Consider the following 26,300-nt stretch of genomic DNA (forward strand, 5'->3'; position numbering starts at 1 on the left):
AGAGTAAGAATTATCTTTTCTAAATTAAAGTAATTTAATAATCAAAACGTTCATTATTAACCCTAGATTCATCATCATCTTTTTTAGATTGTATATCAATCATCTTTAATAATTCTTTTTCTTTTTTATATATTAAAGGTAAGAGTTCTGGGTGCGAAAGTTCTAATTTATCTTTTAAAGAGGTAAGATAAGGAATTCTTTGTTTTAATACATCAGACCATCTACCTGAATACACTATATTTCCTTTAATTTCAAAAATATTATTTTGAATGATATCTTCTAAAGTTTGAGATGGGGTTTTACTAATATTTAGTAGGCTTTTTGTTAGATCTAACCAATTAATGTCACCATTATCTTGAATAATAAGTAAACTAGAGTTTTTAATCCACTGATTCATTTTGTTTTGATCGTTGTTAATCCAATATAAAACTTTATCCTCTTTTGCATAAACAAGAACTTTTAAGAAATCATTTTTCCACAGTCTGTTCATAAATTCTTGATCTTCTAAAAATAAGGAAATAAACTCTGTTGTACACTCTTCTGCAGATAACTTTAATAATCTAAATTTCTTAGAATTTCGATATATTGAAATATACCTTTCTTCGTGAAATATACTTTTAATATCTTTTAGAATTTTATTTTTTGTGGTTTGATCTAATGTAAGTAAATATTTTAATGCATCTTCGCTATGGTCGTAATTATTATCATTTTTAAATATTTCTTGAATATTATTGATTAAAATATCTCGATACTTTTCATCCAGTTTTTTTTGAAAAAAACATTCCTGTAAAAGTGTAAATTTAACTTCATCTAGAGCTGAAATATTAATTAATGCATCAAGTAAAATTTCATATTGATTGTTAGTAATTCTTTGGCGATGTTTGTAACCAGAAATACTAGGAAAATTTAAAACCTCCATTTTTTTGCTTGTAATTAAATTAGAAAAATATAAAAAATCATCATCATTTTCACAAGTTTGCATTAATAGCAAGCAAACCATGTATTTATAGTTTTCATGTTTTGTCATAAATTCAATTATACGATAAAATTCCTTTGTCGATTTCTTTTTAAAACCCTTTAAGATACCTAGTAAAAATTCAGAAGAACGTAGTTGTTTTTCAATATTTAAAAATTTAATATATTCCATAAATTGGTCGCTATCAGTAAATACTTGTGCTGAATTTTCACCTAATTTAATTAAATAATTATTCTCTACCCAGCCACTATTTGCCGAAATTAATAGTTCTAAATTTTCTTTTAATACTTCTATATTTTGAAGATTTTTAGAAATATAATTTATAAGATGTTCGTAGCTATCAAATTCTGGGATTTTTATTGAATCTTCTTCGTCAGAATCTTTGAGTATTTCATCTAATTTATAGTCTGGAACAAAAATATAAGACTTTATTAATTCACTTATATTGGATTTGTTTGGTCTCAAATCAATTTCTAACTCACTTAACTCTTCTAAAATTTTTGGAGCTTTACTTTTTAACTCATCTGTATTCCACTTAATAATATTTAATATTTTATTGTGAGCTTCAACAAAAAAACTTCTTTTATTAAAAATTTCTAAATGTTTTTTTACTGTTTCAGTTTCTCCACATGTCCAAATTATTTCCTTGAGATGATTTACAAAAATTGTTCTCGCTTTAGCTATCCCACGAATATCTAATTCGTTCAGAATTTCTAGCAAAAAATCAACCCAAGATAAGATTTCCTCATATGTTTTAGGGTGATAGCCATAATCAGAAGACTTTCCACTTTCAGTAGATTCTCTTATGAAATATCCATATTCATGAAAATTTAAAGCTATGGAAATACAATCTAGTAAAATAGATTGATATACCTCTTGTGATTTTAGTTCATTTAATATTTCTTTTTTCTGTTCCAAGTCAGCTAGAGTCTCAGAAGTATATAATCTAAATAAGGAAGTTACTAAATCACGAATTGAATTGTTTCTTTCATTCTCTTTTTCATCTTTAGCAAAATAAATTAATAATTTAAAAGCATCTTTAAAATTATGTTTTTGATACGCTAAAGATCTAACCAATCGAGATAATTCAACAAAATGTAGATTTTCTCTTGTTAAGAATTTTTTATCTAATGCATGTTTCTGCTCAATTAAAGCCAGTAATTGATCTTCTGCAATTAAAGATAATAACCGAATTTTTACTAAATCTTGACTGTCATAAGAGTCATTTAAAATGTTTTCACCTAACCAGCCGTTATTGCTAAGCCATAAATTAGCTAGTTCTTTTACTTTAGGTACATCATGTAAATAGCTTAAGCGTTTAATAAAAGAGGTCTGAAGCCGAACAGGCATTTTTGCAGTAAATTCATTAATTTTAGAGACTAATTTTGTCGAAATGAGTTCTTTAGCTAAATGGTTTGCTAAAGCATGAGGCAATATTGCTCTCCATTTTCCACGTTGTTGTACAATATCTTTATTCTTAAGATTTTCTATAGCCTCAATAGCGGTATCTGCATCTACTCTTGCTAATCCTGCTAAGAAATCTAGTTCCGAGTTTTCTTCTCCGCTATCTTCAATATTAAACGAATAAACTAAAGCAAAATTTTGTGCAACTTTTAATAATTCTTCATTTACGTGACCTTGCTGCCAAAACAATCTTTCAAAAAGCTCCTTGTCTGTTAGTAAAGCTAAGTTATCTGTTCTTTCAATGTTCGATGCTATAGCTAAAGCCAAACGATAGTTTCCACCAGCAAACTCTGCAATTTTCCGACTATTTAGGTCATTAATATGGGGATAATGACGTTCAATAACTTTTTGAACAATTTCTACACTAATCGGTTTTAATTTATAAACATCTGTTCTTTCTGGTAAATCATCTTTTACATCATATTCAATTGTCATCAAAGTAATTTGTGAGTTTTGAACTTTTCTCGTTAGATTTGCATGAGTATCTTGTCCACAATTATCTACAATTAAAATATAAGATTTATTTTTCTGTATTAGCTCTTCAATAAAGTGTTCAGGCATAGGGATTGGTGAGTCACCTAAATCACAGTACCAAACTTGTCGATGATCTAAACTATTTTCACCGATACGCTCATCAAATAATGCTTGTGCAAAGCGAGTTTTGCCAACACCTGATAAACCAACTAATCGGACTGAAGAATTAGAACTACTAAGCTTTTTACGTATTTCATTAATACCATCTACAACATTTAATTCACTATTCTGTTGATGATTTGGTGAAATTACTTTCACATTATCATCAATAAAATATTCTTCTTCTAATTTGGATTTTGTATTTGACCAATCATCAAAACGTTGCCAGCCATGTTGTGCTTGTTCAGTAAAGAAGTACTTTGATAAATCATCATGTTCTAAACAGACAAACTCTGATTCGAAAAATGAGGTCTCTCTCCATTCCAGTGAAATGCCTAATTCTTTGGCTTTATTTTCTATATCTACCAACGCTTGAGGAGGGATCATCCTTTTTTCCACATTGCTATATGCCTGACCCCAAATTTGGTTTGTATAGAATAAAAGTTTGGTAAGTTCAGGATAATCGCGTTTTACTTTATTTAAAGTTTCAATTAAATCATCTTTATGTTCTGAAAGTTTTGTTGAATAGAATTTGGATTGGAACCCGATAATTTCTCCATTATATTTAATAGGATTTTTTTCAATACCTGATTGGTTTTTAAAGCCGAACCATCCTCTAGGTAGGTTGAATTCTCGGCAAAATAATAAATATGTAAACCACTCAAAAGTTAACTCTTTATCGCTAGAGAATTTTGCAGAAAATATTTCCCAATCTGGCTTTATCATTTTTTATAACCTATTAAATATTTTGATAAATTATATATTTATCAAATTTATACTAGCTTACACAAGATCTAAGTATTTTATTATGAGACTAATTTCAAATTGATTTTACTTATAAATTTAAATTAGGACGGATTTATATGGTCCTTAGTAGTGAAATAGGGCCGTTAGTTATTTAACCCTAATTTCATCCAAAGAAATTGTCTAGAAAATCCTCCCTCTATAACGCCCCACTTAACAATAACCCACTCATTATTTAGCCGTACTTTTCTAATGATTTAATTTAAAACAAATGGCATTTTGCGTGCTTGACTGCAAAAGGGTAGAACACTATCCTTTGCCTGCTGGCCTACATTGCCAGACGGTCGTCGCGGACCGTGATGAAAGATCGCATCAGAGTTATTCCTTCTGAGGGATAGTCTTATGCGTGAACTCCTCGTCTCCTCCCGTTGCGGTAGGACGGGAGAGGGACACCTTCGGGTGTGCTGGTTATATCTTTCACCAGTCCGCGAACCCTTTCTCGTTCTGCCACCATAATTTTAATGTCGGCAGAACTCCCAATAAAAAGGAGTTGGTTTTGCACATCCATTATTTCTTGGCTCTCGATGCCAAAAGCTATAACGACACAGCTTAAAAATTAAAGCAGCTTGAACGCCCTAAGGTTTTTAGGCTTAAAGTCATTTTTACTTAAAACTTAGCAACAACAAACTTGAGATGTGCCAAGCACAGTCTTTACGGCTTTGCTATGCCTTTTTTTCTCCCAAAAAAGTATCTCGCTTAGAAACAACAAGAATTTATAACGGTAAAACTATGCCAAATTTAGTGCTTTCTTCTCGTGCCATACACGTCATCAATAAGTCGATTGATTTATTTCACCATCGTGGGTTTCATACAGTTGGGGTGGATCGAATCGTCAAAGAGTGTGAAATTACCAAAGCGACTTTTTATAACTTCTTTCACTCAAAAGAGCGGTTTATTGAAATTTGTTTGATCGTACAAAAAGAACGTTTAAAAGAAAAAGTGGTTTCAATTGTTGAGTACGACCAACGCACAAGCGCAATCGATAAACTCAAGAAACTTTATTTCTTACATACCGATGTAGAAGGGCTGTACTTTCTATTATTTAAAGCTATTTTTGAAACGAAACTGATCTATCCAAACACTTATCAAATCGCGGTGAGATATCGAACATGGCTGATCAATGAAATCTATAGCCAGCTTATAAAACTAAACACCGATGCGACTTTTCAAGATGCCAAACTGTTCTTATATATGATTGAAGGCGCAATCATTCAGCTTTTAGACTCAAATCAAGTGGATGAGAGAGAAAAGGTGCTGGATTGTTTTTTTGTAGGGTTCGTTTAAAACATATACATAAATACGGGCTTACAGGCTGATGTTCGCTATATGAATGGTGCTAAAAATAATGTTTTATTTGCAACGACAAGGCATATTAACCCGTCTTGTCGTTACCACCATGAGCCGCGATGAACATTTTAACAGCCGATCGACAATAGGATTCGATTTCATGGTCGTCCGTTGCTCGTGCTTCATCAAAACGCGCAATCATTAACAGATCACACCCTTTAAAAAGAGCGGCAAACATTCGAGCCGATTGAAAAGGATCAGGCACGTTCAGAAGCGCTTTGGTATGCAACTGACATAGCATGGCCTCAATTTGGGTGATGACATGGGTAGGGCCAGCTTCATAATGGAGCTTGCTTAATGTCTTTTGGTTTGTCTTATCGGCTACGATCATAGCCTCGACACTACGAACGTCTGGGCTTAATAATGTACGCAGTAAGGACGATCCCACCGCCATGAGCTGTTCTTCGGCTGAACCTTGGAGTCCTTCAAAAAGAGTTTGTGGTGCAAACTGTTGGCACCGATCCAATATTGCTGCGCTGAAAAGGGCCTCTTTATTTTCGAAATGTCGATAGATACTAAGCTTCGATATCTTTGCTTTCTGGGCAACTTTGTCCAATGTCGCTGCTTGAAAACCCAATTCGACAAAAAGTTCATACGCAGCATCCACTATCGTTTGAGCTAATGCTTGATTGACTGGCCGACCACGTTGACTTCTTTTTTTCTCGCTCACAATAATTATAGTCCTTGACAGTATCTTAATTGCTGAATTACGATACCATGAAGTATCCAAAATGTGCAAGCCAGTGATTAGATCTCAGCGATGTCTTTTAGACCTAGATCTCCTCCTGCATATCTAACACCATGTTGTTCGATGGGGCAGCACAGAGATGGGTGACTTTCTTAACAATGTCGAAGTGGATTAATTGCTTCAGGCATCAGCTAACTTCTTGATTTAAATTAGGAGCCTATCACTATGGATGATGTCATCATTATAGGAGGCAGCTTTGCTGGTCTTGCCGCTGCATTGCAACTCGGCCGTGCCCGTCGTAAGGTCACTGTTCTTGACACGGGACTGCCGCGCAATCGCTTCGCTGGTCATTCTCATGGTTTGCTTGGACATGACCATAAACCACCGCTAGAAATCTTAGCTGAAGCACGTCGACAGTTAGAACGCTATCCAACGATTAAGCTAGTCAATGCTCGGGCTGAAAGCATCTCTGGTTCTATCGATAACTTCTCTGTTCTGACTCACGATGGCAAAACTATGGGCGCACGCCGCCTTATCTTAAGCTATGGTGTTGTCGATCAGATGCCTGATATTTCTGGCTTTGCTGAAAATTGGGGTGCATCTATCGTGCCTTGCCCTTATTGCGATGGTTTTGAAGTTGCTGATCAACATTGGGGGCTCATCTGGTCTGGTCCAAAGTCCCTCAATTATGTACGTCTATATCATGATTGGACGAGTACATTAACAGTCTTCACCAATGGTCACGAGATTTCTGCTGATGTTCTGGCAGATCTCGAACGCCGTAATGTAAATGTGGTAGAAGGCCAGATTACCGAAATTGTCCATAACGAAGGGCGCACAGTAACTGTAGGTCTTGATAACCATCAAAATGTCATGGTTGATATTCTATTTGCACATCCAGACACTAAGCCGTCCGCAGGCTTACACGAATCATTGGGTCTTGCCACGGTCAATACACCTTTCGGTATAGCTCTTAAAGTTGATGAACGTCGTGAAACCAGTATGCCTGGTATCTATGCCGCTGGTGATCTCGCTAATCCACTCATGTCTTCAGTTACCGCAGCATCATCTCAAGGCGCACTCGCGGGTATCTCTGCTCAGCAGTCGATGCTAGTTTGAGTGCAAATATTCTTTTCTTTGACTATGTGATCGTTAGCTTTTGATTAAAGGCACTTCTAAGCAAGCGTTCGCCAATTGATGACTGAATTTTATTGTAATAAGAATAAGGAGGTTTCGGCCTCTTTGTTTTTCTAAGCATTTCGAGAATTGAAAAGATTATATTTTAGAATTGGACTTTCTAGCCTCATGACACCAATTGTCTAAAAGCACGAATGGATGAGCCGCTTTGATTGATTCATTCAAGTTCGAGTTGATCATCATCTTTGGTGACTTTGATTTTTAACTTTTTATATTTTCGTTTGTTTGGGTCAATTGCAGAATTTATAACTTCATCTGAGAAAGATGCACATAGCATCAATTTTGCGTATGCACGGTAACCTATCAAAATTCTGCGTAGTGGGTAGTCTGTTCTGTTAGAGTAATAATCGATTCTGGAGTTCAGTTCTTGTAGCAGGGTCTGCTGTGACATGAGGATAATTTCTGTAAGTTGTTCATGCAGCATATAGTGATTTGTCTCTTCCCAGAAGAATTATTTTGAAAATGTTATAAATTTTAGATAAATAAATATTCATATTGCAGATCGAAGTATTTTTAACATACATCATATTTATTTATTCTGTTTAAATTTAAGTAGATACACCACAATAAGAAAACTTTATATGATTCTGTAAAATAATGGTAACAACTCTTTTTTAAGCAACAGCGCTCTATGTGTTATAGTCAATTTCGATTAATTATTGGCTTTAAAATGGATATCTGTATTGGCGGTATACTTAACGGGAAAAAAAGAAAAGACGATCAAAATCATTTCAGAGTAGATAGTCATTATTCTGACCATGGTTCACAATATAATAAAGAGCATTTTCATTTACATGGACAACTTCATACGTTTTGGATAAGTGAAGAGATTGATTTTTGTGATGCACAAAGAAGAGTTGAATTAATATTAAATAAAAGATTTGAACTTGCTTAAATTAAAATAAATATATCTGTGAAATTAGGCGGGTAGTTGATTTTTAATGAAGAAATTTTAGGTAAAATATTTTTTAATTAATATAATGCTAAACAGAAGTTCTATTTAGTATAGAGCTTCTGAGTTAATTATTTATACCTCTTTGTTTTTATTATTATTTTCGGCAGGATTATTTTCTGCTTCAGGGGGTTGTACAGTCTTTTCAGTTTTTTCCTCAGTAGGTTTAGCATTCGAATCATTTTGATTTTGTGTGGTTTTTTTAGAGAATTCTTTGAAATCAGACATTTTAAACTTCTTAATCATCGTAAGGAAGCTTTATCGTAGGCTTTTAATTTAGTTACATTGCGGTGATTGTGAGAACTCTATGTAGAAATATGTGCCTGAAACTGTTTAATTATCGACATCATATTTCTTTAAATCAAATAGTCTGTTGATATATAAGTAGAAGGGTATTTTAATCAAATACAAGAGTTAACATAGCCCTAAATCGCTATTGTTTTTAATGGTTTTTTAATAATTACAATTAAACTAAATATATTATTTAAACTCCTTAAGTTAAAGTTGGGTATTTCTATTGAAGTGCTATAGTTGATCTTCAAATATATTTATACAACATAAAGATACAGTTTTACATGCATACTCAATCAAATTGCTTAGAAAATGAGAAAAATATGGATACTGAAATGAATAAATATTTTGATGTGGCTGAAAGTGTTTATCATAATATTCATCTTAAAAATCAGACTTCTAAGAATTTAGTAGATTGTCTCAATAGATTGTTAATTGAAATTAAAAAAGAAGCTGCTACAAATAATTTGCAGTTAAAATATAGTGTTATTGATTTTGAAAATTGCTTAAATCGGCCTATGAAAGAGCGTGTAGTAAAAATAGATTTAAGCCTTCTTCCTAATTTTGAGAATGAACATGAATTTATTCTTTGGTTAGCAGGTTTTATAAAAAGTATTTCTGTATCTAAGAATTATTATTTTTAAATTACGAGGTGATAATAAATAAATATTTTTAAATTTGTTGTATAAATATTTATTTAGCGTATACTCGAATTAACTAGAAAAAAAGACTTATTAGTAAATCCTCTTTTAGTATCGTAGTTTTATTCATAATCCTTCGTTTTTTAAGATCTTAAACTCAATTTGTTATTATTTTTTCAAAGTTTAATGAGTCATGAAATATGGCTTTATATTATTAAAAATCAAAGGATATATTATGTCTAATACAGCAATTGGTACAGTGAAGTGGTTTAATGAAACTAAAGGTTTTGGTTTTATTCAACAAGATACAGGCCCAGATGTTTTTGCACATTTCAAAGAAATCAGTAGTTCTGGTTTTAAAACCTTATATGAAGGTCAACGTGTTACCTTTAATATAGCTCAAGGCCAAAAAGGTCCTACAGCTACAAATATTATTGCTCAATAATATTTAAAAATAAAAAAAGCACCTTAGGTGCTTTTTTTGTTTTTAGTATATTAATCACCAAGATAATTTTAAATAAATTAAAAAATATGCATTATTATGATAATAAACAACACTATCACATTCAGATACACTTGCGTTGTATCTATATATAGGTAAAAGGACTATGTTAACTAAGTGTTAGATAATCATCTGCACACCATTAAATAGCAGAGACTCTAATGTCTCAAGACCAAGTTCAAAGCGATCAAGACAAATCAAAAGAGCAACAACAGCAACAGCAAGATGGTAAAGAGTTTGAGCCAAAAACTCCTGATCAGAATGATGTAGAAAAAGTAAATCCAAATGAGAAAGAAGAGAAAAAATAATAATATAATAAATTTATTTTTTCTTAAATGATGGATTGGTAGAAAGAATAATTATTCTTTTTGCCAGTTTATAAAATTAAGAGGAATATTTTAAATATGTCTTTTATTATAATAATTTTTATTTTCTTTGTTTTGGCTTATATTTTATTTAAAGTTTTTTCTAAAGTTAGTCTGGAACTTCCCGAAAGTACCCTAAAAATAGCTGGTAAAATATTTACAGAGAATAAAAACTTTTTTGAACATGAAATTATTGTAACTTTATACCAAGAAGAACTGATAACTTTAGTCGGTAACCAAAATGGTGATAGAAATAAGGTTTTTAAAAATGCTGTAATATGCCTCGAAAAAGAAACAGATAAAATCGCAGTCTATATAGATACTTTAAGAGTTGGTTATCTTAATAAAATAAATGCCTCAATTTTTGTTAATTTTTTAAAAATAAAAGGTTTTAGTGATAAGGATGCTTTTGAGGTTGATGCAATTATAATAAGTGAAAAGACAAGCAAATGGAGCGTGAAGCTAGATATACCTTATGATATGGAAAAGTTTAGGTTTGATAAATACTAAATACCTAATGACCATTTAATTGATATTGCTATAAGATATATTTTGGTACATTTTTTTAGTATTTAAAATAAAAAAAGGATCATAATAATTAGAGTGATAATAAAAAAGAGAAAGGATATGGAACTTAAACCAGTAAAAATGCACAAAATGTTTAGAGATTTTCACGAAGAAAAGGAACTTGGCTATATAGGAGAATATGATGAAAAACATGTTCTTGTAGCAATATATAATATTTTTAAAGAAAAAATGCAGAAAATAGAAGGAACTTATCAATGGGTTTTACCCTCATCGGGGGAAGTGTTTTTTGTTGAGGAAGATCCAATATACAGTCGTTAGCTGTACTGATAACAAAAAATATTAGACCGGTCGTCTACTAATCTATATAGTGAGGCATTACTTTGTTGTCCTTCTAGTTTAAAAGAGAAAATTAATGTCTATTATTCTTCATCATTTAAATGCTTCACGCTCATTTCGCATTCTGTGGTTACTTGAAGAAATTAATCAACCTTATGAATTAAAACGTTATTTTCGAGATAAAACTACAAATCTTGCACCTCAAGAATTAAAAAACATACATCCTTTAGGAAAATCACCTGTGATTGAGCTCAATGGAAAAGTAATTGCAGAATCAGGTGCAATTGTAGAAATTTTGATTGAAAAGTTTGCTCCACAACTTATGCCTGCGAAAGATTCAGACAGTTATCTTGATTATTTACAATGGATTCATTTTTCAGAAAGTTCGGCTATGGTTCCATATTTATTAAATATTTTTAATTCAATTGAGTTAAAAAATGGCACTCAATTAAAGTTCTTGGACCGATATGCACATGCTGAGTTGGATAAAGTATTTTCGTATTTAGATCAACAATTACTAGGCAAAAAATTCTTAGTAGGCAATAGCTTAACGGGTGCAGATTTTATGATTGGTTTTGTAGTCTATGGTCTAATTAATTCTTTAAATATTCGCTCAAAATATCTCAATATTGAACAATATGTAAAAAGTCTAGAAAGCTTAGAAAGCTGGCAAAAAGCCATGTCTATAGAACAAAATCTTCATCACCAAACCAATGCCTAAAAACGAAATACCCTTAAGCACTTAAAAAAAGAATTGATTTCTCAAGTAGAGAAATCAATTCAGCAATTTAGATCCCTTCAACAAAACTCACCATAACATCACAGCAGCCTTGACGTTTACTTTTGGCAAGCTGATATTCAGGTGAAAAATAACATTCACGTGCGGTTTCCATATCTGGAAACTCAATCACCACGTGACGTTCAAACTCTTGCCCCTCTAAAACTTCTGAGGCACCGCCACGGGCAAGAAACTTGGCACCGTACTTTTGAAAAGCTTGCGGAGCAGTGGCCATATATTGTTTATATTGTTCCATATCATGAATAGTGACATGAGCAATCCAGTAAGCAGACATATCGTATTTCCCTATAATTTATTAAATAAAGGTCTATTTACCTTTTCCTAAAATTTGTGATTTCACGCATCTAAAATATTTTTTGCGACAGCCGCAGCTTCAGCAATATGTTCAGCAACCGCTTTTTTTGCCTTTTCTGGGTTTTTGTGAAGATAGATGGCTTCACACATATTTTTAATACGTTGATAACCTGAAATTTCACGTTTTGTTGATTTCATGGTCATGGCACGAAGACGGCTAATTCGACCATTTAAGCGTTGCACCACTTCCCAAGCAATATGATGATTTGCGGTAGCGAAGATGGTTTGGTAAAGCTGGGTTGAAGTCGCAATAATCAGATTGATGTCATCGGCAGCAAAAGCAGCTTTAAGATCTTCTAATAGAAGCTTTAATTTTTCAGCAGTTTTATCATCGAGGTTTTTAGTGCAGTCAACCACAGCACTTTGCTCTAACAAAAGACGAATTTCATAGATCTGTGAAGCGATGTCCCAGTTAAGTAGCGAAACGATAGGGCCTTTATTTGGCAAAATCTCAACTAAACCTTCTGCTTCTAAATAACGAATCACTTCGCGAACCACAGAGCGGCTCACGCCGAGTTCTTCACATAACGTTCTTTCAACCAGTCTTTTTCCTGAAGGGAAATAGCCCGTAATAATGGCATTGCGCACTTTATCTAAACACAGCTCTCGTAATGTTACGGGCGGGTTTTCAATTTTAAGATTCATAAATAATTAAATTTTCCTGTTTTTTAACATGTTGAGTTTCATCACATGTTTTTCAATAAAAATTAGCATAGCAAACTCTTGCTTTTTTTTCAGTATGTATTATGGTATACCATAATACGAATGACAAGATAATTTACTTGCAAGGAAGAGCAATGGAACTCATACGTAAAACAGTGCTTCATGTAGAAACCACTTATGTAGATGGCGGCAAAGAAGCAGCAAAGCCTTTAAAAATGGTGGCAGCCGCAGCGGTGATTAAAAATCCGTGGGCAGGGCAAGGCTATGTAGAAAACCTAACACCGGAAATTCGCCGCATTGCGCCGATCTTAAGCGAACATTTAACCAAGCTTATTCTTGATGAAGTCGGTTCGGGCGAAGCTGTTGAAGCTTTTGGTAAAAGTGCAGTGGTGGGCTTAAACGGTGAACTTGAGCATGCTTCAGCTTTAATTCATACCTTACATTTTGGTAATACTTACCGTAGTGCTGTTGGTGCGAAATCTTATTTAGCATTTAACAATACCCGTGGCCCAGCAAACGCGCCGATTTTAATTCCAATGATGGATAAAAATGACGAAGGCCGTCGTTCTCATTACTTAACATTGCAATTTGCAATTCCAGATGCGCCTGCTGCCGATGAGCTGGTTGTTGTGATTGGTGCAGCAACAGGTGGTCGACCACATCATCGTATTGGTGATCGTTATAAAGATTTGGAAGAGTTAGGTCATGATGTCAAAAACCCTGCAGCTGTCAAATAACCGTATTGCTCACTATTTTGAGCAAGGCGAAGGAGAGCCTCTGGTTCTGATCCATGGAGTGGGAATGCAAGCTGCGGCATGGTATCCACAAATTGAATATTTTTCTAAACATTATCATGTAATTTCAGTAGATATGCCGGGCCATGGTCAAAGCACCAAATTACCGTCAGACGCAAAATTACAAGATTTTGTTGAATGGACCATCGAATTTATTACAGCCTTAAATTTAGGGCCTGTAAATTTAGCGGGACATTCAATGGGCTCGCTGATTACCACAGGAGTTAGCGTTACCCGTCCTGATTTAGTTAAACGGATGGCGGTGCTCAATGGTGTATATAAACGTACAACACAAGCACGTAATGCCGTGATCAAAAGAGCTGAAGAGTTAAAAACAGGTCGTATTGATGTTGAGACTCCGCTACAGCGCTGGTTTGGTGAAAGCGAAGTCGAGCGTATAGCGGCAGCCAAAGTGAAATCATGGCTCGAAAATGTCGACTTGTCTGGTTATACCACTGCATATTCTGCTTTTGCGCAAGGCGATGAAACCTATGCAGATGACTGGTCAAAGATTACTTGTCCTGCTTTGGTGTTGACCGGAACGGATGATCCGAACTCAACTGCCGAAATGGCTGTGCAAATGGCGAATCAAGCAAAGCATGGCACTGCAATTGTCATTGAAAATGAACGTCACATGGTGAACTTGACTGCACCTGACAAAGTGAATAATGCAATGCAAGCGTGGTTGGAAACCAGCGTTTAAATTGCCACACATTGCTGAAGGAATATAACAATGAGTGAAATGGATACAATTAATAAAATACGTGAACTACGCGATGCTTTCGGATCATTTATGACGGGCGTTACCGTGGTCACAACCTGTAAAGAAGATGGAACGCCACTTGGCTTTACAGCAAACTCTTTTGCTTCGGTGTCTTTGGACCCAGCTTTACTTCTAGTGAGTATTGCCAAGACATCAAGCAATTATCATAACTTTGCAAATACCACTCATTTTGCAATTAATATTTTGGCAGAAGAGCAAAAGGATGTTTCGAATACCTTTGCTCGTCCAAGCGAAGACCGTTTTGCAAATCTTTCATGGTCAAAAAGTGCTTGCCAAAACCCGCTGATCGATCATGTGAGTGCATGGTTTGACTGTACAACTTATCAGGTTGTCGATGCAGGTGACCACGCCATTTTAATTGGTAAAGTTGAAGATTTTGCTTCGACAGGTTTTGCAGGTCTTGGTTATTATCGTGGTGGATATTTCACACCAGCCAAACTTTCTGCCGAGGTCATCTCTGGTCCTAAAGTGGTGATGAGTGCGATCATTGGTCATGAAAATACCATTTTGCTTGAAGAAACTGCCGATCATAAATGGACTATTCCACATGTGATGGTAGATAAAGACGGTGCCGATAAAGCGCTTGAGAAAATCTTTACAGAATATCAGCCAGATGCTTCTGCCAACTTCATTTACTCTGTATATGAAAACGTTGAAAACCAACAGCAATATATTTCATTTTTATGCAACACACCCGTAGCTCAAGCCACCAAAGGTCAGTTTGTCGATTTAAATGATCTTGAAAAGCTAGAGTTTGTAGATAGTGCTTTAGAAAGTATGTTGATGCGCTATCGCAAAGAAAACCATCTGAAAACGTATGGGGTTTATTACGGAAATCAGACAACAGGTACAGTTCGTCAAATCGTTAAAGAGGGAGTTTAATCATGCGTTTTTCATTATTTGTGCATATGGAACGTGTTTCTGATCAGCAAACCCAGAAGCAGCTTTATGATGAAATGATTGAGCTTTGTCAGATTGCAGACCGTGGTGGTATGCATGCGGTTTGGACAGGCGAACACCATGCCATGAACTTTACCATTGCACCAAACCCATTTTTAAATCTAGTCGATTTAGCCAATAAAACCAAAAATGTTCGTTTAGGTACAGGTACGGTGGTAGCACCATTTTGGCATCCGATTAAACTTGCAGGCGAAGCTGCAATGACCGACATTATTACCAATGGTCGTTTAGATATTGGTATTGCTCGTGGTGCATATTCGTTTGAATATGAACGTATGGTTCCGGGTATGGATGCATGGAGTGCAGGTCAGCGTTTACGTGAAATGATTCCTGCCATTAAAAACCTTTGGAAAGGCGATTATGAGCATAACGGTGAATTTTGGCAGTTTCCAAAAACCACTTCAGCACCTCAACCGCTTCAACAACCGCATCCACCAATTTGGGTTGCTGCCCGTGATCCAAATAGCCATGAATTTGCTGTGCAAAATGGCTGTAATGTACAGGTAACGCCTTTGCATTTAGGTGACGAAGAAGTTGAAAAGCTCATGGGGCATTTCAATGCAGCTTGCGAAAAGTTCAATGAAATTCAGCGCCCTGAAATTATGTTGCTCCGCCATACCTATGTGGCAGATAGTGAAGAAGATGCTCAACTAGCAGCAGATGAAATTAACACCTTCTATAACTATTTCGGCGCATGGTTTAAAAATGAGCGTGAAATTAATCAAGGTTTAATCGCACCTTTAAGTGCTGAAGAAATTGCTGCACATCCTTTTTATACACCAGAAGCGATGCGCAAAAATAACGTGATTGGGCAGGCCCAAGAAGTGATTGACCGCTTAAAAGCTTATGAAGCGATGGGTTACAACGAATATTCTTTCTGGATTGATACGGGCATGAGCTTTGAACGTAAAAAAGCCTCATTAGAACGTATGATCAATGAAGTTATGCCGGCATTTGCATAGAGGCGAATATCATGACAGCAGATTTTCAGCTTTATATTAATGGTCAGTTTGAATCTGGTGCAGCGACTTTTGAAAGTATTAATCCTGCAACAGGTGAAGTCTGGGCACACATGCCGGAAGCTCGAACCGATGAAGTCAATCGAGCAGTTCAGGCCGCATCAAGTGCGTTAAAGGCACCGGCTTGGGCAGGTTTAACTGCTTCACAGCGCGGTAAATTGCTCTATAAACTGGCTGATTTAATTGAAAAAGCTGCACCGCAATTGGCACAAATTGAAACCAGTGACACGGGCAAAATTATTCGTGAAACTTCGAGCCAGATTGCCTATGTCGCTGAATATTATCGCTACTATGCAGGTATTGCCGACAAATTAGAGGGTAGTTTTCTACCGATTGATAAGGCAGACATGCAAGCGTGGATTGTTCGTGAACCAGTAGGTGTGGTTGCTGCAATCGTTCCTTGGAACAGTCAGTTATTTCTATCGGCAGTGAAGGTAGGGCCAGCTTTAGCGGCAGGTTGTACCGTCGTGTTAAAAGCCTCTGAAGACGGCCCTGGGCCATTGCTAGCTTTTGCTAAATTGGTCCATGAGGCGGGTTTTCCGGTTGGAGTGGTCAATGTGATTACCGGTTTCGGACCTGAATGTGGCGCCGTGCTGAGTAGTCATCCAGATGTTGCACATGTTGCGTTTACAGGTGGTCCAGAAACGGCAAGACACATTGTGCGTAACTCGGCTGAAAATCTTGCAAAAGTTTCACTCGAATTAGGTGGCAAATCTCCATTTATTGTATTTGCTGATGCAGATATTCAAAGTGCGGTAAATGCTCAGGTCGCTGCTATTTTTGCTGCTACTGGGCAAAGTTGTGTGGCAGGTTCACGCTTACTGGTTGAAGAAAGCATTAAAGATGAATTTGTTCAGCGTTTGGTTGAGCGTGTACAAACCATAAAAATTGGTTTACCTCATGAAATGGCAACCGAGTTTGGACCACTTTGTACTTTACGCCAACGCCAAAAAATCGAGCAAGTCGTTGCAAGTTCAATCCAGCAAGGGGCAAAACTTCTTACTGGCGGTAAAAGCCTAGAGCGAGCAGGGTATTACTATCCACCGACCATTTTAGATTGCACCGATGCGCCTCAAGCAGATTGCATTACCACAGAACTATTTGGTCCGGTGTTATCGGTAGATAGTTTCAAAGATGAAGCGGAAGCTGTGCAAAAAGCCAATAGCACGCCTTACGGGTTGGCAGCTGGCGTTTTTACCACCAATTTAAGCCGTGCGCACCGTATGACCAAAGTCATTGGGTCGGGAATTGTTTGGTTAAACACTTACCGCGCTGTTTCACCACTTGCACCTTTTGGTGGACATGGACTTTCGGGACATGGGCGGGAAGGTGGCGCAAATGCTGTTCTAGATTACACCACCACCAAAACAGTTTGGTTACGTACCTCAGATGAGCCAATTGATGACCCATTTGTCATGAGATAAATCATGACTTGAGGTATGAAAATATAACGGGATTTTAATTTCAAGGATGAAAAAATGAATCAGTCAAACCCAGTAATCGCCTAAAGCTTTAAATAGTTGAAAACGTAAAACTAGATGTATCGATGCTTAATCAAGTATTGATCGGACTGGCTTTACCTTTTTCTTGGCTAAAACAACACAAACAGAGAAATGAGCTGTTTGTAAAAGGAAATAAAAAGATGAAGCCGAGTCATATTGAAATGACTTTGGCTGGGCAGATTTTTTGATGTTGAGGAAATGAATTCCTCAAAGAGAGATTAAGGATATGAGCCAAAACGAAAATAGCAATAATGCTTTCGCTATCGAAAGTCATTCTATTGATTATGTTGCTCCCTCTGAACGTAATGGGAAAGTTCGCGATCTATTCACATTATGGTTTTGTACCAATATTGCACCGCTTGCCGTCATTACGGGTGCAATGTCAATTTTAACCTTTAACCTCAATATCGTAAGTGCATTGCTTGCGATCTGCTGCGGACATTTTTTTGGTGCAGCGATTCTGGCCTTAACCTCTGCACAAGGTCCGCAGGTCGGCATTCCTCAAATGATTCAGAGCCGCGCACAGTTCGGGCGTTATGGGGCATTGCTGGTTGTACTGTTTACCACCCTCATTTATTTAGGTTTTTTCATCTCTAACATTATTTTGTCAGGCAAAACCCTTCATACCGTTGTTCCTGCCATTCCTGTGCCGACCGCAACCGTGATTGGTGCGATTGCAGCAACTACAATTGGCGTGATCGGTTATCACTTTATTCATAAGTTCAATAAAATTGGAACTTGGTTTATGGGTGGTTCGTTGCTCATCGGGCTCATGATTATGGTGCCGCATATTAATGCAGATGTACTTGCCAAAGGCTCTTTCAATATGAAAGGCTGGTTTGCCATGTTTGGTTTGTGTGCGGTATGGCAAATTAGTTTCTCGCCTTATACCTCAGACTATTCGCGATATTTACCGAAGTCGATTGGTATTTATAAGCCATTTATCTTTACCTATTTAGGCGCATCGTTAGGAACCATTTTTGCGATGGCATTTGGGACGATTGCGGTCAGTATTGGCTCAACCACAGATGCTATGGAAGCGGTAAAGTCAGGCACTGGGTTGTTCGGTTATGTTCTTATGATTTTGTTTTTATGCAATATCATTGGTCACAATGCTATGAACCTCTACGGTGCGGTTCTTTCCTGTATTACCTCTATTCAGACTTTTGCAGGGCAGTGGATGCCAAGCCGAAATATCCGAGTCGTGTTATCAATCATTGTATTAGTTCTAGCGACTTTAACAGCGCTTTGGGCATCAAGTAACTTTATTAGTTTCTTCTTGAATGTGATTTTTGCTCTGTTATTTATTTTGGTGCCATGGGTGTCTATTAATTTACTAGATTTCTATGTCGTGAATAAAAAGTCTTATGACATTCAGTCTATCTTTGCACGTGATGGTGGTATTTACGGCAAATTTAATGCAAAAGCGCTTACAGCTTATTTCATTGGGATCGCGGTACAAATTCCATTCTTAAAAAATGCGTTTTTCACCGGTGCACTGGCCGATGTAATTCCGGATGCGGATATTTCATGGGTGATTGGATTGGTGGTGAGTCTGGTGGTGTATTACGCCTTTAATCTAGGAAAGATTAAATGTTCTGCACCTGCATTAAACGCAAAATTACCTCAATAAGCATTGTAGTGAAAGGAATCCCACAATGAAAAAAAGCTATTTACAAGCGGCTCTAAGCGCAGCATTGATGGCCGTAATTTATCCAAGTTACGCAGGTGTAAGTTTTGGAGATACCGATGGTGAATACGGTAAGCTCACCGTATCGGGCTATGTCCGCGCTAACTATCAAGATAAACATTATGGTGAAACTGCTTCTGATCAAAAAATTCGTTTTGATGCTGCGCAGTTAAAACTGGACTACGAGCGTGGACCTTTATTTGGTCATGCGGAATATCGTTGTTATCAATATGACCGTCTATGTGATTTTTCTACGTTGGTTGATGGTTATGTGGGATACAAATTAAATAAAACAGATCAGGTGGTGGCAGGTGTTCAGCCGATTCCATTTGGGCCGGGACGTTTCTGGGGCAATAGTCTATATGGAAGTATGAGCACAACCGCAGGCTTAGAAGATGTTCATAATCTTGGTTTGAATTATCACTTTGAATTGCCGACGGCAACTAAGTTTGATTTGGGTTATTTTGCAGTAGATGGCGGAAACTACACAGGTTCTACAAAAGACTCAGGTCGCTATACAGCAAACTACGTGAGTTCAGACGATCCGAATAAAACCGATTTGCAAGAAAAGAACATGTGGGTGGGCCGAGTGACTCAAGATGTAAATCTTGGAATTAATGGTTTAACCACACAGCTCGGTGGTTCATATTGGACATCGGATATTGAAAATAAAGCGGCTTCGAGTGATGGGCGTCGTCATGCATGGGCACTTTTTGGTAAAGCCAATTATGGCAATTTTAATGTGACCCTTACAGGTGGTAAAAATGATGTAACTAATCAGGATCAGCTCAATCCTAATCAGTCACTCATGGGTTCCTACGACACTGAATATTATGTCGCGAACAAAGGAACGTTCTATACCGCAGATGTGGGCTACTCTTTCAAAAATGTTAAGCAGATCGGAAACATTACGCCGTACTTTATGTACAGTCAGTACGATAAAGATCAGGACAATATGAAAGATTCAATCCGTAATATTATTGGTGTGTCTATTGACCATAAACAACTATCTTTGGTGGCTGAATACATCATGAGTAAAAATGACCCGTTCATTGGTGGGACTCAAGATTCATTGGCACAAGGGGATGATAACCAGTGGAATAAGTTGCTTAACTTAACGCTGTTTTATCATTTTTAAAGACATTTAAACATTCGGGCATGCCGAAAATTTTTTTAAATTAATTTTTGGTATGCCATAATACAAAGTTGATGGTGAGCTATTTAATTTATCTATCGCTTCACTATCAATGCAGAAGATCTCAACAGGATAATGATCATGCAGCTTAATGAACTCGCTTTATTTCGTCAGCAAGCCTTTGTTGCTGGAAAGTGGTGCGATGCAGACCATCAACAAACATCCGAAATTTTAAATCCGGCGACATTAGAAGTGATTGGTACTGTCCCCAATATGGGTAAGGCTGAGACCGAGCGTGCCATTGAAGCTGCCAAAGAAGCTTGGCCGTTATGGAAAAATAAAACAGCAAAAGATCGATCAATTATTTTAAAAAAATGGTTTGATTTAATTATTTCAAATGCAGATGACTTGGCTTTTATTTTAACAAGTGAGCAAGGAAAGCCTTTAGCCGAAGCCAAAGGTGAAATTTTATATGCTGCCAGTTTTATTGAATGGTTTGCCGAAGAAGCAAAACGAGTGTATGGCGATATTATTCCAAGCCCATATCCCGATGCTCGAATTGTTGTAAATAAACAGCCTATTGGCGTCGTTGCAGCCATTACACCTTGGAATTTTCCGGCTGCCATGATTACGCGCAAGGTGGCTCCAGCCTTGGCGGCAGGTTGTCCTTGCATTGTAAAACCGGCACCAGAAACACCTTTTACTGCCTTGGCTTTAGTGGACTTAGCTGTACAAGCTGGCGTGCCTGCTGAAATTTTTAGTGTGATTACAGGTGATGCAGTTCATATTGGTGATGCGATTTTTGAAAGTGATGTCGTACGCAAGTTTACTTTTACCGGTTCAACACCAGTCGGCAAAATGTTGCTTGAGCGTTCAGCAAAAACTTTAAAAAAAGTTTCCTTAGAGTTGGGTGGCAATGCACCGTTTATTGTATTTGATGATGCCGATTTAGATGCAGCAATTGAGGGAGCACTCATTGCCAAATTTAGAAATGCAGGGCAAACCTGTGTCTGCGTCAATCGATTCTTGGTACAGGCTGGCATTTATGAAAAATTTATTGCTGCCCTAAGCCAAAAAATTCAAAACTTTAATATTGGTAATGGATTAGAAGCAGGGCATGACATTGGACCATTAATTAATGCCAATGCGGTGAAAAAAGTTGAAGCTCATATTCAAGATGCCTTAGATAAAAATGGTCGTCTTGTGATTGGTGGTAAAAAACATAAAGCGGGTGAATTGTTTTTTGAGCCGACACTGATTGCAGATGTTACCGCTGATATGGATGTGGCAACTCAAGAAACGTTTGGCCCACTGGCAGCCGTATTTAAATTTGAAACCGAGCAACAAGCGGTAGAAATGGCAAACGCAACTGAATTTGGTTTAGCTGCATATTGTTATACCAAAGATTTAGGCCGTGCTTGGCGAATGAGTGAACAGCTCGAATATGGCATGGTTGGAATTAATAAAGGCCTTATTTCTAATGAAGTTGCGCCTTTTGGTGGAATTAAACAGTCTGGTTTGGGGCGTGAAGGTTCTAAATACTGTATTGAAGATTATCTGGAAATTAAATACACCTTGTTTGGAGGATTGAATATATGAGTAATGAAAAATTTGAAAAGGGTTTAGCAATCCGTAAACAAGTTCTTGGTGAAGAATATGTAAATAATTCAATTAATAATGCCGATGAATTTAATCTTCCTCTTCAAGAGTTAGTGACTGAATATTGTTGGGGAGCTGTTTGGGGACGTGAAGAGTTAAGTAAGCCTGAGCGTAGCTTAATTAACTTGGCAATGATTTCAGCTTTAAATCGTCCACATGAGTTAAAACTACATGTTAAAGGTGCACTTCGAAATGGCGTACCTAAAGAGAAAATTCGTGAAGTGCTGTTACAGGTAGCTATTTACTGTGGCGTACCTGCAGCTGTAGATAGCTTTCGTATTGCTAAAGAAGCAATTAAAGAGTTTGAATCTGAGCAATAAACTTTCGGTTTGAATATTATAAAAAGGCCTTGTTCAAGTGGACGAGGCCTTATTTATATAATTTAAATCACATTTCTAAGTTCATTTGCCGTGTTACGCAGCAAGGGCAAAATTTGCTGAACTAAATAATCTTCTTGTACGCGGTTGGTTTGAGACATGCAGTTAAGCGCTGCCACCGCTTGACCTTGTGCATTAAAAACGGGTACGGCAATCGCAATCACGCCAAGCTCATGTTCTTCTTTAGAAAGACAATAATCCGATAACGAAATACCCTTAAGTACTTCAAAAAACTTTGACTCATCTACAAGGGTAAAAGGGGTTAAGCGCTTTAAACCGTAAGTTTTTACCCACGTGTGCTGAGCTTCTTCAGACAGTGCTGCAAGCAATACTTTACCCGTAGAAGTTGCATGGGCAGGCAGTCGGTTACCTAAATGCATACCATAAGGGCTTACACGCAAATTATCTTGCTGCGGTAAATAGCTACGGGCAATCGGTACGACTTCATTATCGTCTAACACCACTATCGAAAAAGTAAGAGACGTCTGCGCGCACAAAAGATTTAAAAATGATTGGGCAACTTTAGGCAGGTGAGCAGAGCTTAAATATGAACTCGAAAAGCGCAGCACACGATGAGTGAGCCAAAAGTAATGTTCATCAGTTTCTAAATAGCCTAAGTATTTTAAAGTTTTTAGATAACGCCTTGCCGCTGTTCGGCTAATACCGGTTCGCTCGGCCACTTGAGTGACATTGAGCCGTTGCCGATCTGTTCCAAAAGCTTCCAGCAAAGCCAAGCCTTTTGCTAATCCTGCAATGTAGTCTTCTTGACGAATTTTCTCATGCGAGTTTGGGTGCTCTAAAAAAGCATCGAGAGAAGGCATCCTTTCATTCCTGTTATTTTGGTTGTTTCTGTCCGCTATTCGGACAAACTAAATGATAAACGGTTATTTTCGTCTTGGATACATAGTGCATAAAACTTAAAGCCAGTAATTTAAAAGTCAGGATGAAACAAGGATGAAGTTATGGATATTTTAAAGACACAGGTTGCAATTATTGGTTCTGGACCAGCAGGGTTATTGCTTGGGCAACTTCTATATAAAGCTGGCATCGACCATATTATTGTTGAGCAACGTAGTGCTGAATATGTGGCTTCACGGATTCGTGCAGGAATTTTAGAGCAAGTTTCGGTCGACTTACTGAAACAAGCTGGCGTTGACCAAAATTTAAAAGAAAAAGGATTACCGCATTCGGGCATTGAAATCTTAACCAATGGTGAATTGCATCGGGTTGATTTAGCCGCACTCACGGGTGGAAAACAAGTGACCGTATATGGTCAGACCGAAGTCACCAAAGATTTAATGACTGCCCGTGAAGCAGAGCAGCTTACTTCATTTTATGAAGCTCAAAATGTACAAGTGAAAGATTTCTATACTGCGCCGAAAGTTGAGTTTGAGTACCAAGGTAAAGCCTTTCAAATTCAGTGTGACTTTATTGCTGGTTGTGATGGCTACCATGGTGTCTGCCGTGCCAGCGTGCCAGAAGATAAAATTAAAACCTTTGAAAAAGTTTATCCATTTGGCTGGNNGTTATTATTTACAAGTTCCTTTAACAGATCATGTCGAAGATTGGTCGGATGAAAAGTTTTGGGATGAGTTAAAAAATCGCCTAGATCCTGAAAGCCGTGAAAAGTTAGTGACAGGACCTTCTATTGAAAAAAGTATCGCGCCATTACGCAGCTTTGTGACCGAGCCAATGCGTTTCGGAAAACTATTTTTAGCAGGTGATGCTGCGCATATTGTTCCACCAACAGGAGCAAAAGGCCTAAACCTCGCGGCTTCTGATATTGCTTATTTATCAAGTGCACTTGTTGAATATTATGTTGAGGGTTCAGAGCAAGGTATAAATGAATACTCAGAAAAATGCCTACAACGAGTATGGAAAGCTGAGCGTTTTTCTTGGTGGATGACTCATTTATTGCATCGCTTTGAAACTGAAAGCGAGTTTGATCATAAGATTAAACAAGCAGAGTTAAGTTATGTGCTTGGTTCAATTGCGGGTAAAACCACATTGGCTGAAAACTATGTCGGTTTGCCTTATGAGATTAAGCAAATTGATAGTTTTAAGCATGCGAGCTAAAGGCTAGTTAAAAAATAAAAAGGGCATGAAAGTGCTCTTTTTTATATAAAAACTGGATGGAATAAGATCGCTTGAAAGATGTGATTCAGCTAAAAGTAGCCCGATACTTTTCAAAATATAGGGCTACTTATCAATCAACTTAAAGTTTAGTGGGCGGTTGCCGTAACTTTTTTATTGGTTAATATCACTTGTTGCTGAGATTGAAGGGGTTTAATCACTTGTGGATTAGAGTTACTCCACGGGATATACGCTTCTGTCAAAATATGGCCTGTAAGACTGGTTAAATCACTCGTTTTAACTTCAGCATTGCCTTGATGACCAAATAAAACAACTTCATCGCCTGCTTTCGCCTCTGGAATATCTGTTACATCAACCATAACAGTATTCATTGATACTCGACCCACCACTGGCGCTTTTTGTCCATTTATTAATACAAAAGCTTTATTACTAAAACTACGACGGTAGCCATCCGAATAACCTACAGGGAGGTTTGCTAGTTTAGAGTCACGTTTCAACGTGTAGGTCTGGTCATAACCTACAGTTGAATCTTTAAGGTAATTATTAACTGCGGCAATTTGTGTTTTAAATGCCATCATACCTTTAAATTCAGGGTGATTAGGAAAATCCCCATATATAATTGCACCTGCACGGACCATATCTAAATGTGATTCAGGAACGTTTACGGTAGCAAATGAATTCGCTGTATGTAATGTTAATTCTTTACGATTGAGTTTGGCTTTTTTAATCAACCATGCAGTTTGTTCATTAAATTGTGCCAGACGCTCACGAACAAATTTTTCATCCTCTACGGCATAGTGGGTCATAATGCCATCAATTTTAAGATGGGGCAGTTTGGTGATCGCGACAGCTTGTCCTTTACCTTGTTCTGACAACATTTCAAGACCATTACGATCCATGCCGCCTGAATTTAAAGCCAAGCTGTAATGAACAGTTGTATTATTCACTTCCGCCCATTTAGAGATACGGGCAGCTTGGTCATAATTACCCAAAAGCTCTTCAATATTTAACGCCTGTGCGTTGATAATTTCACTATCTGTGGCTGTACGTAAACGTGTAATTTTGCCTTTATAGCCATGCTTACGTACCATAGCCGCTTCAGCATTACTGGTAATGCCAATACAAGATACGTTTAACTTCATAACACTTGGCATAAGTAGATCAATACTATGGCCATATGCGTTAGCTTTCATGACTATACAAAGTTGTGTTTTGCCATTAAGTAACTGATTTGTCTTTTTAATATTATCTTCAAAAGCTTGAGTATCAATTTCTATCCATGCATTTGCTGTAGGTGCAGGGCTTACTTCATTTGTAACATGGGGAGTGAGTAAGGGAGCTGCATGAGCAAATTGCACCGAACCGAATAATATTAATGCACAGCTATAAGCGAGATGAGAAAATTTTGTTTTAAGTTTCATGAGTTTTTTAATCTTTCCTGGCTGAATATATTTTAACGCTGGGTGGGTTTTTATGGTTAAGTACAGAAATATAATTGATTTAAAATGTCACACGATTTAGTCGCAATAATACTTTCTCCTTAAAATATTATAGTCACTATTAAGTAAAATTTAATTTTGCTTAGACTAAATTGAAAAATGTAAATGTGATTTCAATTAATCTTAATTAAATCTAAATATACCTTCATTAAAAAACAAGCAGAAAATTTATTATATTTTTTTGAGTGTTATTTTTTTAATCTATTTGGTTGTGCTGTTTTTAATTAATTTTTTTAAAATATAACAT

The 26,300-nt window shown here is 36.7% G+C and carries 28 protein-coding genes and 1 pseudogene; 20 read left to right on the forward strand and 9 right to left on the reverse strand.

Annotated elements, in window-relative coordinates; all coding sequences use genetic code 11:
* Window positions 1-34: 34 nt before the first annotated feature.
* Window positions 35-3,799 carry a hypothetical protein gene (locus AWW73_RS11105; protein WP_062849658.1) on the reverse strand — a complete coding sequence of 1,255 codons (3,765 nt, stop codon included), beginning with the start codon at window positions 3,797-3,799 and terminating at the stop codon, window positions 35-37.
* A gap of 807 nt (window positions 3,800-4,606) precedes the next feature.
* Between AWW73_RS11105 and AWW73_RS11110 the strand changes: the two genes are divergently transcribed.
* A complete protein-coding gene (locus AWW73_RS11110; RefSeq protein ID WP_081409593.1) occupies window positions 4,607-5,161 on the forward strand; it encodes a TetR/AcrR family transcriptional regulator in 555 nt (184 codons plus the stop codon).
* Between the two features lie 88 nt (window positions 5,162-5,249).
* On the opposite strand, the gene AWW73_RS11115 is transcribed toward AWW73_RS11110, so the two are convergent.
* On the reverse strand, window positions 5,250-5,894 hold the full coding sequence (locus AWW73_RS11115; RefSeq protein WP_062849660.1) for a TetR/AcrR family transcriptional regulator: 645 nt from the start codon (window positions 5,892-5,894) through the stop codon (window positions 5,250-5,252).
* 243 nt (window positions 5,895-6,137) lie between these two features.
* Here AWW73_RS11115 and AWW73_RS11120 point away from each other — a divergent pair, with 243 nt between their 5' ends.
* A complete protein-coding gene (locus AWW73_RS11120) occupies window positions 6,138-7,031 on the forward strand; it encodes an NAD(P)/FAD-dependent oxidoreductase (protein WP_062849661.1) in 894 nt (297 codons plus the stop codon).
* A gap of 235 nt (window positions 7,032-7,266) precedes the next feature.
* Here AWW73_RS11120 and AWW73_RS19090 read toward each other — a convergent pair whose 3' ends face one another.
* The 3 genes from AWW73_RS19090 to AWW73_RS18645 form a co-directional block, all read right to left on the reverse strand.
* Window positions 7,267-7,500, reverse strand: coding sequence for a hypothetical protein (locus tag AWW73_RS19090; protein ID WP_025470329.1), 234 nt, complete (start codon window positions 7,498-7,500; stop codon window positions 7,267-7,269).
* A 340-nt stretch (window positions 7,501-7,840) separates the two neighbouring features.
* A complete protein-coding gene (locus tag AWW73_RS18960) occupies window positions 7,841-7,957 on the reverse strand; it encodes a hypothetical protein (protein WP_125699389.1) in 117 nt (38 codons plus the stop codon).
* 179 nt (window positions 7,958-8,136) lie between these two features.
* The gene (locus tag AWW73_RS18645; protein ID WP_081409591.1) at window positions 8,137-8,289 is read right to left on the reverse strand and encodes a hypothetical protein; all 153 of its coding nucleotides are present in this window, start codon (window positions 8,287-8,289) and stop codon (window positions 8,137-8,139) included.
* Window positions 8,290-8,675: 386 nt separating this feature from the next.
* On the opposite strand from AWW73_RS18645, the gene AWW73_RS11135 reads away from it, so the two are divergent.
* The 6 genes from AWW73_RS11135 to AWW73_RS11155 all read left to right on the forward strand — a co-directional run bounded on the left by AWW73_RS11135 (window position 8,676) and on the right by AWW73_RS11155 (window position 11,445).
* On the forward strand, window positions 8,676-8,996 hold the full coding sequence (locus AWW73_RS11135; RefSeq protein ID WP_062849662.1) for a hypothetical protein: 321 nt from the start codon (window positions 8,676-8,678) through the stop codon (window positions 8,994-8,996).
* A 232-nt stretch (window positions 8,997-9,228) separates the two neighbouring features.
* Window positions 9,229-9,438 carry a cold-shock protein gene (locus AWW73_RS11140; RefSeq protein ID WP_000072127.1) on the forward strand — a complete coding sequence of 70 codons (210 nt, stop codon included), beginning with the start codon at window positions 9,229-9,231 and terminating at the stop codon, window positions 9,436-9,438.
* Between the two features lie 218 nt (window positions 9,439-9,656).
* Window positions 9,657-9,803: a hypothetical protein gene (locus AWW73_RS18650; RefSeq protein WP_016141421.1), complete on the forward strand. Its 147-nt coding sequence runs from the start codon at window positions 9,657-9,659 to the stop codon at window positions 9,801-9,803.
* A 96-nt stretch (window positions 9,804-9,899) separates the two neighbouring features.
* The gene (locus AWW73_RS11145) at window positions 9,900-10,370 is read left to right on the forward strand and encodes a hypothetical protein (RefSeq protein WP_062849663.1); all 471 of its coding nucleotides are present in this window, start codon (window positions 9,900-9,902) and stop codon (window positions 10,368-10,370) included.
* Between the two features lie 147 nt (window positions 10,371-10,517).
* Complete coding sequence (locus tag AWW73_RS11150) at window positions 10,518-10,706, forward strand: hypothetical protein (protein WP_081409592.1); 189 nt, start codon at window positions 10,518-10,520, stop codon at window positions 10,704-10,706.
* Window positions 10,707-10,800: 94 nt separating this feature from the next.
* Window positions 10,801-11,445: a glutathione S-transferase family protein gene (locus tag AWW73_RS11155; RefSeq protein WP_062849665.1), complete on the forward strand. Its 645-nt coding sequence runs from the start codon at window positions 10,801-10,803 to the stop codon at window positions 11,443-11,445.
* 67 nt (window positions 11,446-11,512) lie between these two features.
* Here AWW73_RS11155 and AWW73_RS11160 read toward each other — a convergent pair whose 3' ends face one another.
* Together AWW73_RS11160 and AWW73_RS11165 are read right to left on the reverse strand one after the other, a co-directional pair.
* The gene (locus tag AWW73_RS11160; protein ID WP_001277471.1) at window positions 11,513-11,797 is read right to left on the reverse strand and encodes a DUF1330 domain-containing protein; all 285 of its coding nucleotides are present in this window, start codon (window positions 11,795-11,797) and stop codon (window positions 11,513-11,515) included.
* A 62-nt stretch (window positions 11,798-11,859) separates the two neighbouring features.
* Window positions 11,860-12,522 carry a GntR family transcriptional regulator gene (locus AWW73_RS11165; protein ID WP_062849666.1) on the reverse strand — a complete coding sequence of 221 codons (663 nt, stop codon included), beginning with the start codon at window positions 12,520-12,522 and terminating at the stop codon, window positions 11,860-11,862.
* Window positions 12,523-12,674: 152 nt separating this feature from the next.
* On the opposite strand from AWW73_RS11165, the gene AWW73_RS11170 reads away from it, so the two are divergent.
* The 10 genes from AWW73_RS11170 (at window position 12,675) to AWW73_RS11210 (ending at window position 22,403) form a co-directional block, all read left to right on the forward strand.
* The gene (locus AWW73_RS11170; RefSeq protein WP_000420415.1) at window positions 12,675-13,277 is read left to right on the forward strand and encodes an amino acid synthesis family protein; all 603 of its coding nucleotides are present in this window, start codon (window positions 12,675-12,677) and stop codon (window positions 13,275-13,277) included.
* Entirely contained in the window at window positions 13,246-14,037 is a 792-nt protein-coding gene (locus tag AWW73_RS11175; protein ID WP_062849667.1) for an alpha/beta fold hydrolase, read from the forward strand. The genes AWW73_RS11170 and AWW73_RS11175 overlap by 32 nt, the downstream gene beginning before the upstream one ends.
* Window positions 14,038-14,067: 30 nt before the next feature.
* Entirely contained in the window at window positions 14,068-15,000 is a 933-nt protein-coding gene (gene tgnA / locus AWW73_RS11180; RefSeq protein WP_062849668.1) for a flavin-dependent trigonelline monooxygenase reductase component, read from the forward strand.
* A gap of 2 nt (window positions 15,001-15,002) precedes the next feature.
* Window positions 15,003-16,040: a flavin-dependent trigonelline monooxygenase oxygenase component gene (tgnB, locus tag AWW73_RS11185; RefSeq protein ID WP_004793333.1), complete on the forward strand. Its 1,038-nt coding sequence runs from the start codon at window positions 15,003-15,005 to the stop codon at window positions 16,038-16,040.
* An 11-nt stretch (window positions 16,041-16,051) separates the two neighbouring features.
* Entirely contained in the window at window positions 16,052-17,521 is a 1,470-nt protein-coding gene (gene tgnC / locus AWW73_RS11190; RefSeq protein WP_062849669.1) for a (Z)-2-((N-methylformamido)methylene)-5-hydroxybutyrolactone dehydrogenase, read from the forward strand.
* Window positions 17,522-17,643: 122 nt separating this feature from the next.
* The gene (locus tag AWW73_RS18655; RefSeq protein ID WP_075382724.1) at window positions 17,644-17,787 is read left to right on the forward strand and encodes a hypothetical protein; all 144 of its coding nucleotides are present in this window, start codon (window positions 17,644-17,646) and stop codon (window positions 17,785-17,787) included.
* A gap of 38 nt (window positions 17,788-17,825) precedes the next feature.
* A complete protein-coding gene (locus AWW73_RS11195) occupies window positions 17,826-19,232 on the forward strand; it encodes a purine-cytosine permease family protein (RefSeq protein WP_031380571.1) in 1,407 nt (468 codons plus the stop codon).
* Between the two features lie 25 nt (window positions 19,233-19,257).
* The gene (locus AWW73_RS11200) at window positions 19,258-20,427 is read left to right on the forward strand and encodes a hypothetical protein (RefSeq protein WP_062849670.1); all 1,170 of its coding nucleotides are present in this window, start codon (window positions 19,258-19,260) and stop codon (window positions 20,425-20,427) included.
* 138 nt (window positions 20,428-20,565) lie between these two features.
* Window positions 20,566-22,023, forward strand: a complete 1,458-nt coding sequence (locus AWW73_RS11205; RefSeq protein WP_062849671.1) for an NAD-dependent succinate-semialdehyde dehydrogenase — start codon at window positions 20,566-20,568, stop codon at window positions 22,021-22,023.
* Window positions 22,020-22,403, forward strand: coding sequence for a carboxymuconolactone decarboxylase family protein (locus AWW73_RS11210; protein ID WP_000064100.1), 384 nt, complete (start codon window positions 22,020-22,022; stop codon window positions 22,401-22,403). The genes AWW73_RS11205 and AWW73_RS11210 overlap by 4 nt, the downstream gene beginning before the upstream one ends.
* A gap of 62 nt (window positions 22,404-22,465) precedes the next feature.
* Here the strand turns inward: AWW73_RS11210 and pobR are convergent, their stop codons facing one another.
* Window positions 22,466-23,281: an IclR family transcriptional regulator PobR gene (gene pobR / locus AWW73_RS11215; protein ID WP_062849672.1), complete on the reverse strand. Its 816-nt coding sequence runs from the start codon at window positions 23,279-23,281 to the stop codon at window positions 22,466-22,468.
* 141 nt (window positions 23,282-23,422) lie between these two features.
* Here pobR and AWW73_RS19200 point away from each other — a divergent pair.
* A partial coding sequence (locus AWW73_RS19200; RefSeq protein WP_240491654.1) for an FAD-dependent monooxygenase occupies window positions 23,423-23,983 on the forward strand: 561 nt, incomplete at its 3' end.
* Window positions 23,984-23,985: 2 nt separating this feature from the next.
* Window positions 23,986-24,536, forward strand: a pseudogene (locus AWW73_RS19205) (FAD-dependent monooxygenase); the annotation flags it as partial.
* 146 nt (window positions 24,537-24,682) lie between these two features.
* Here the strand turns inward: AWW73_RS19205 and alr are convergent.
* Window positions 24,683-25,975: an alanine racemase gene (gene alr / locus AWW73_RS11225; RefSeq protein WP_062849673.1), complete on the reverse strand. Its 1,293-nt coding sequence runs from the start codon at window positions 25,973-25,975 to the stop codon at window positions 24,683-24,685.
* Between the last annotated feature and the right edge of the window lie 325 nt (window positions 25,976-26,300).

Source organism: Acinetobacter lactucae, from assembly GCF_001605885.1.
Taxonomy (GTDB): domain Bacteria; phylum Pseudomonadota; class Gammaproteobacteria; order Pseudomonadales; family Moraxellaceae; genus Acinetobacter; species Acinetobacter lactucae.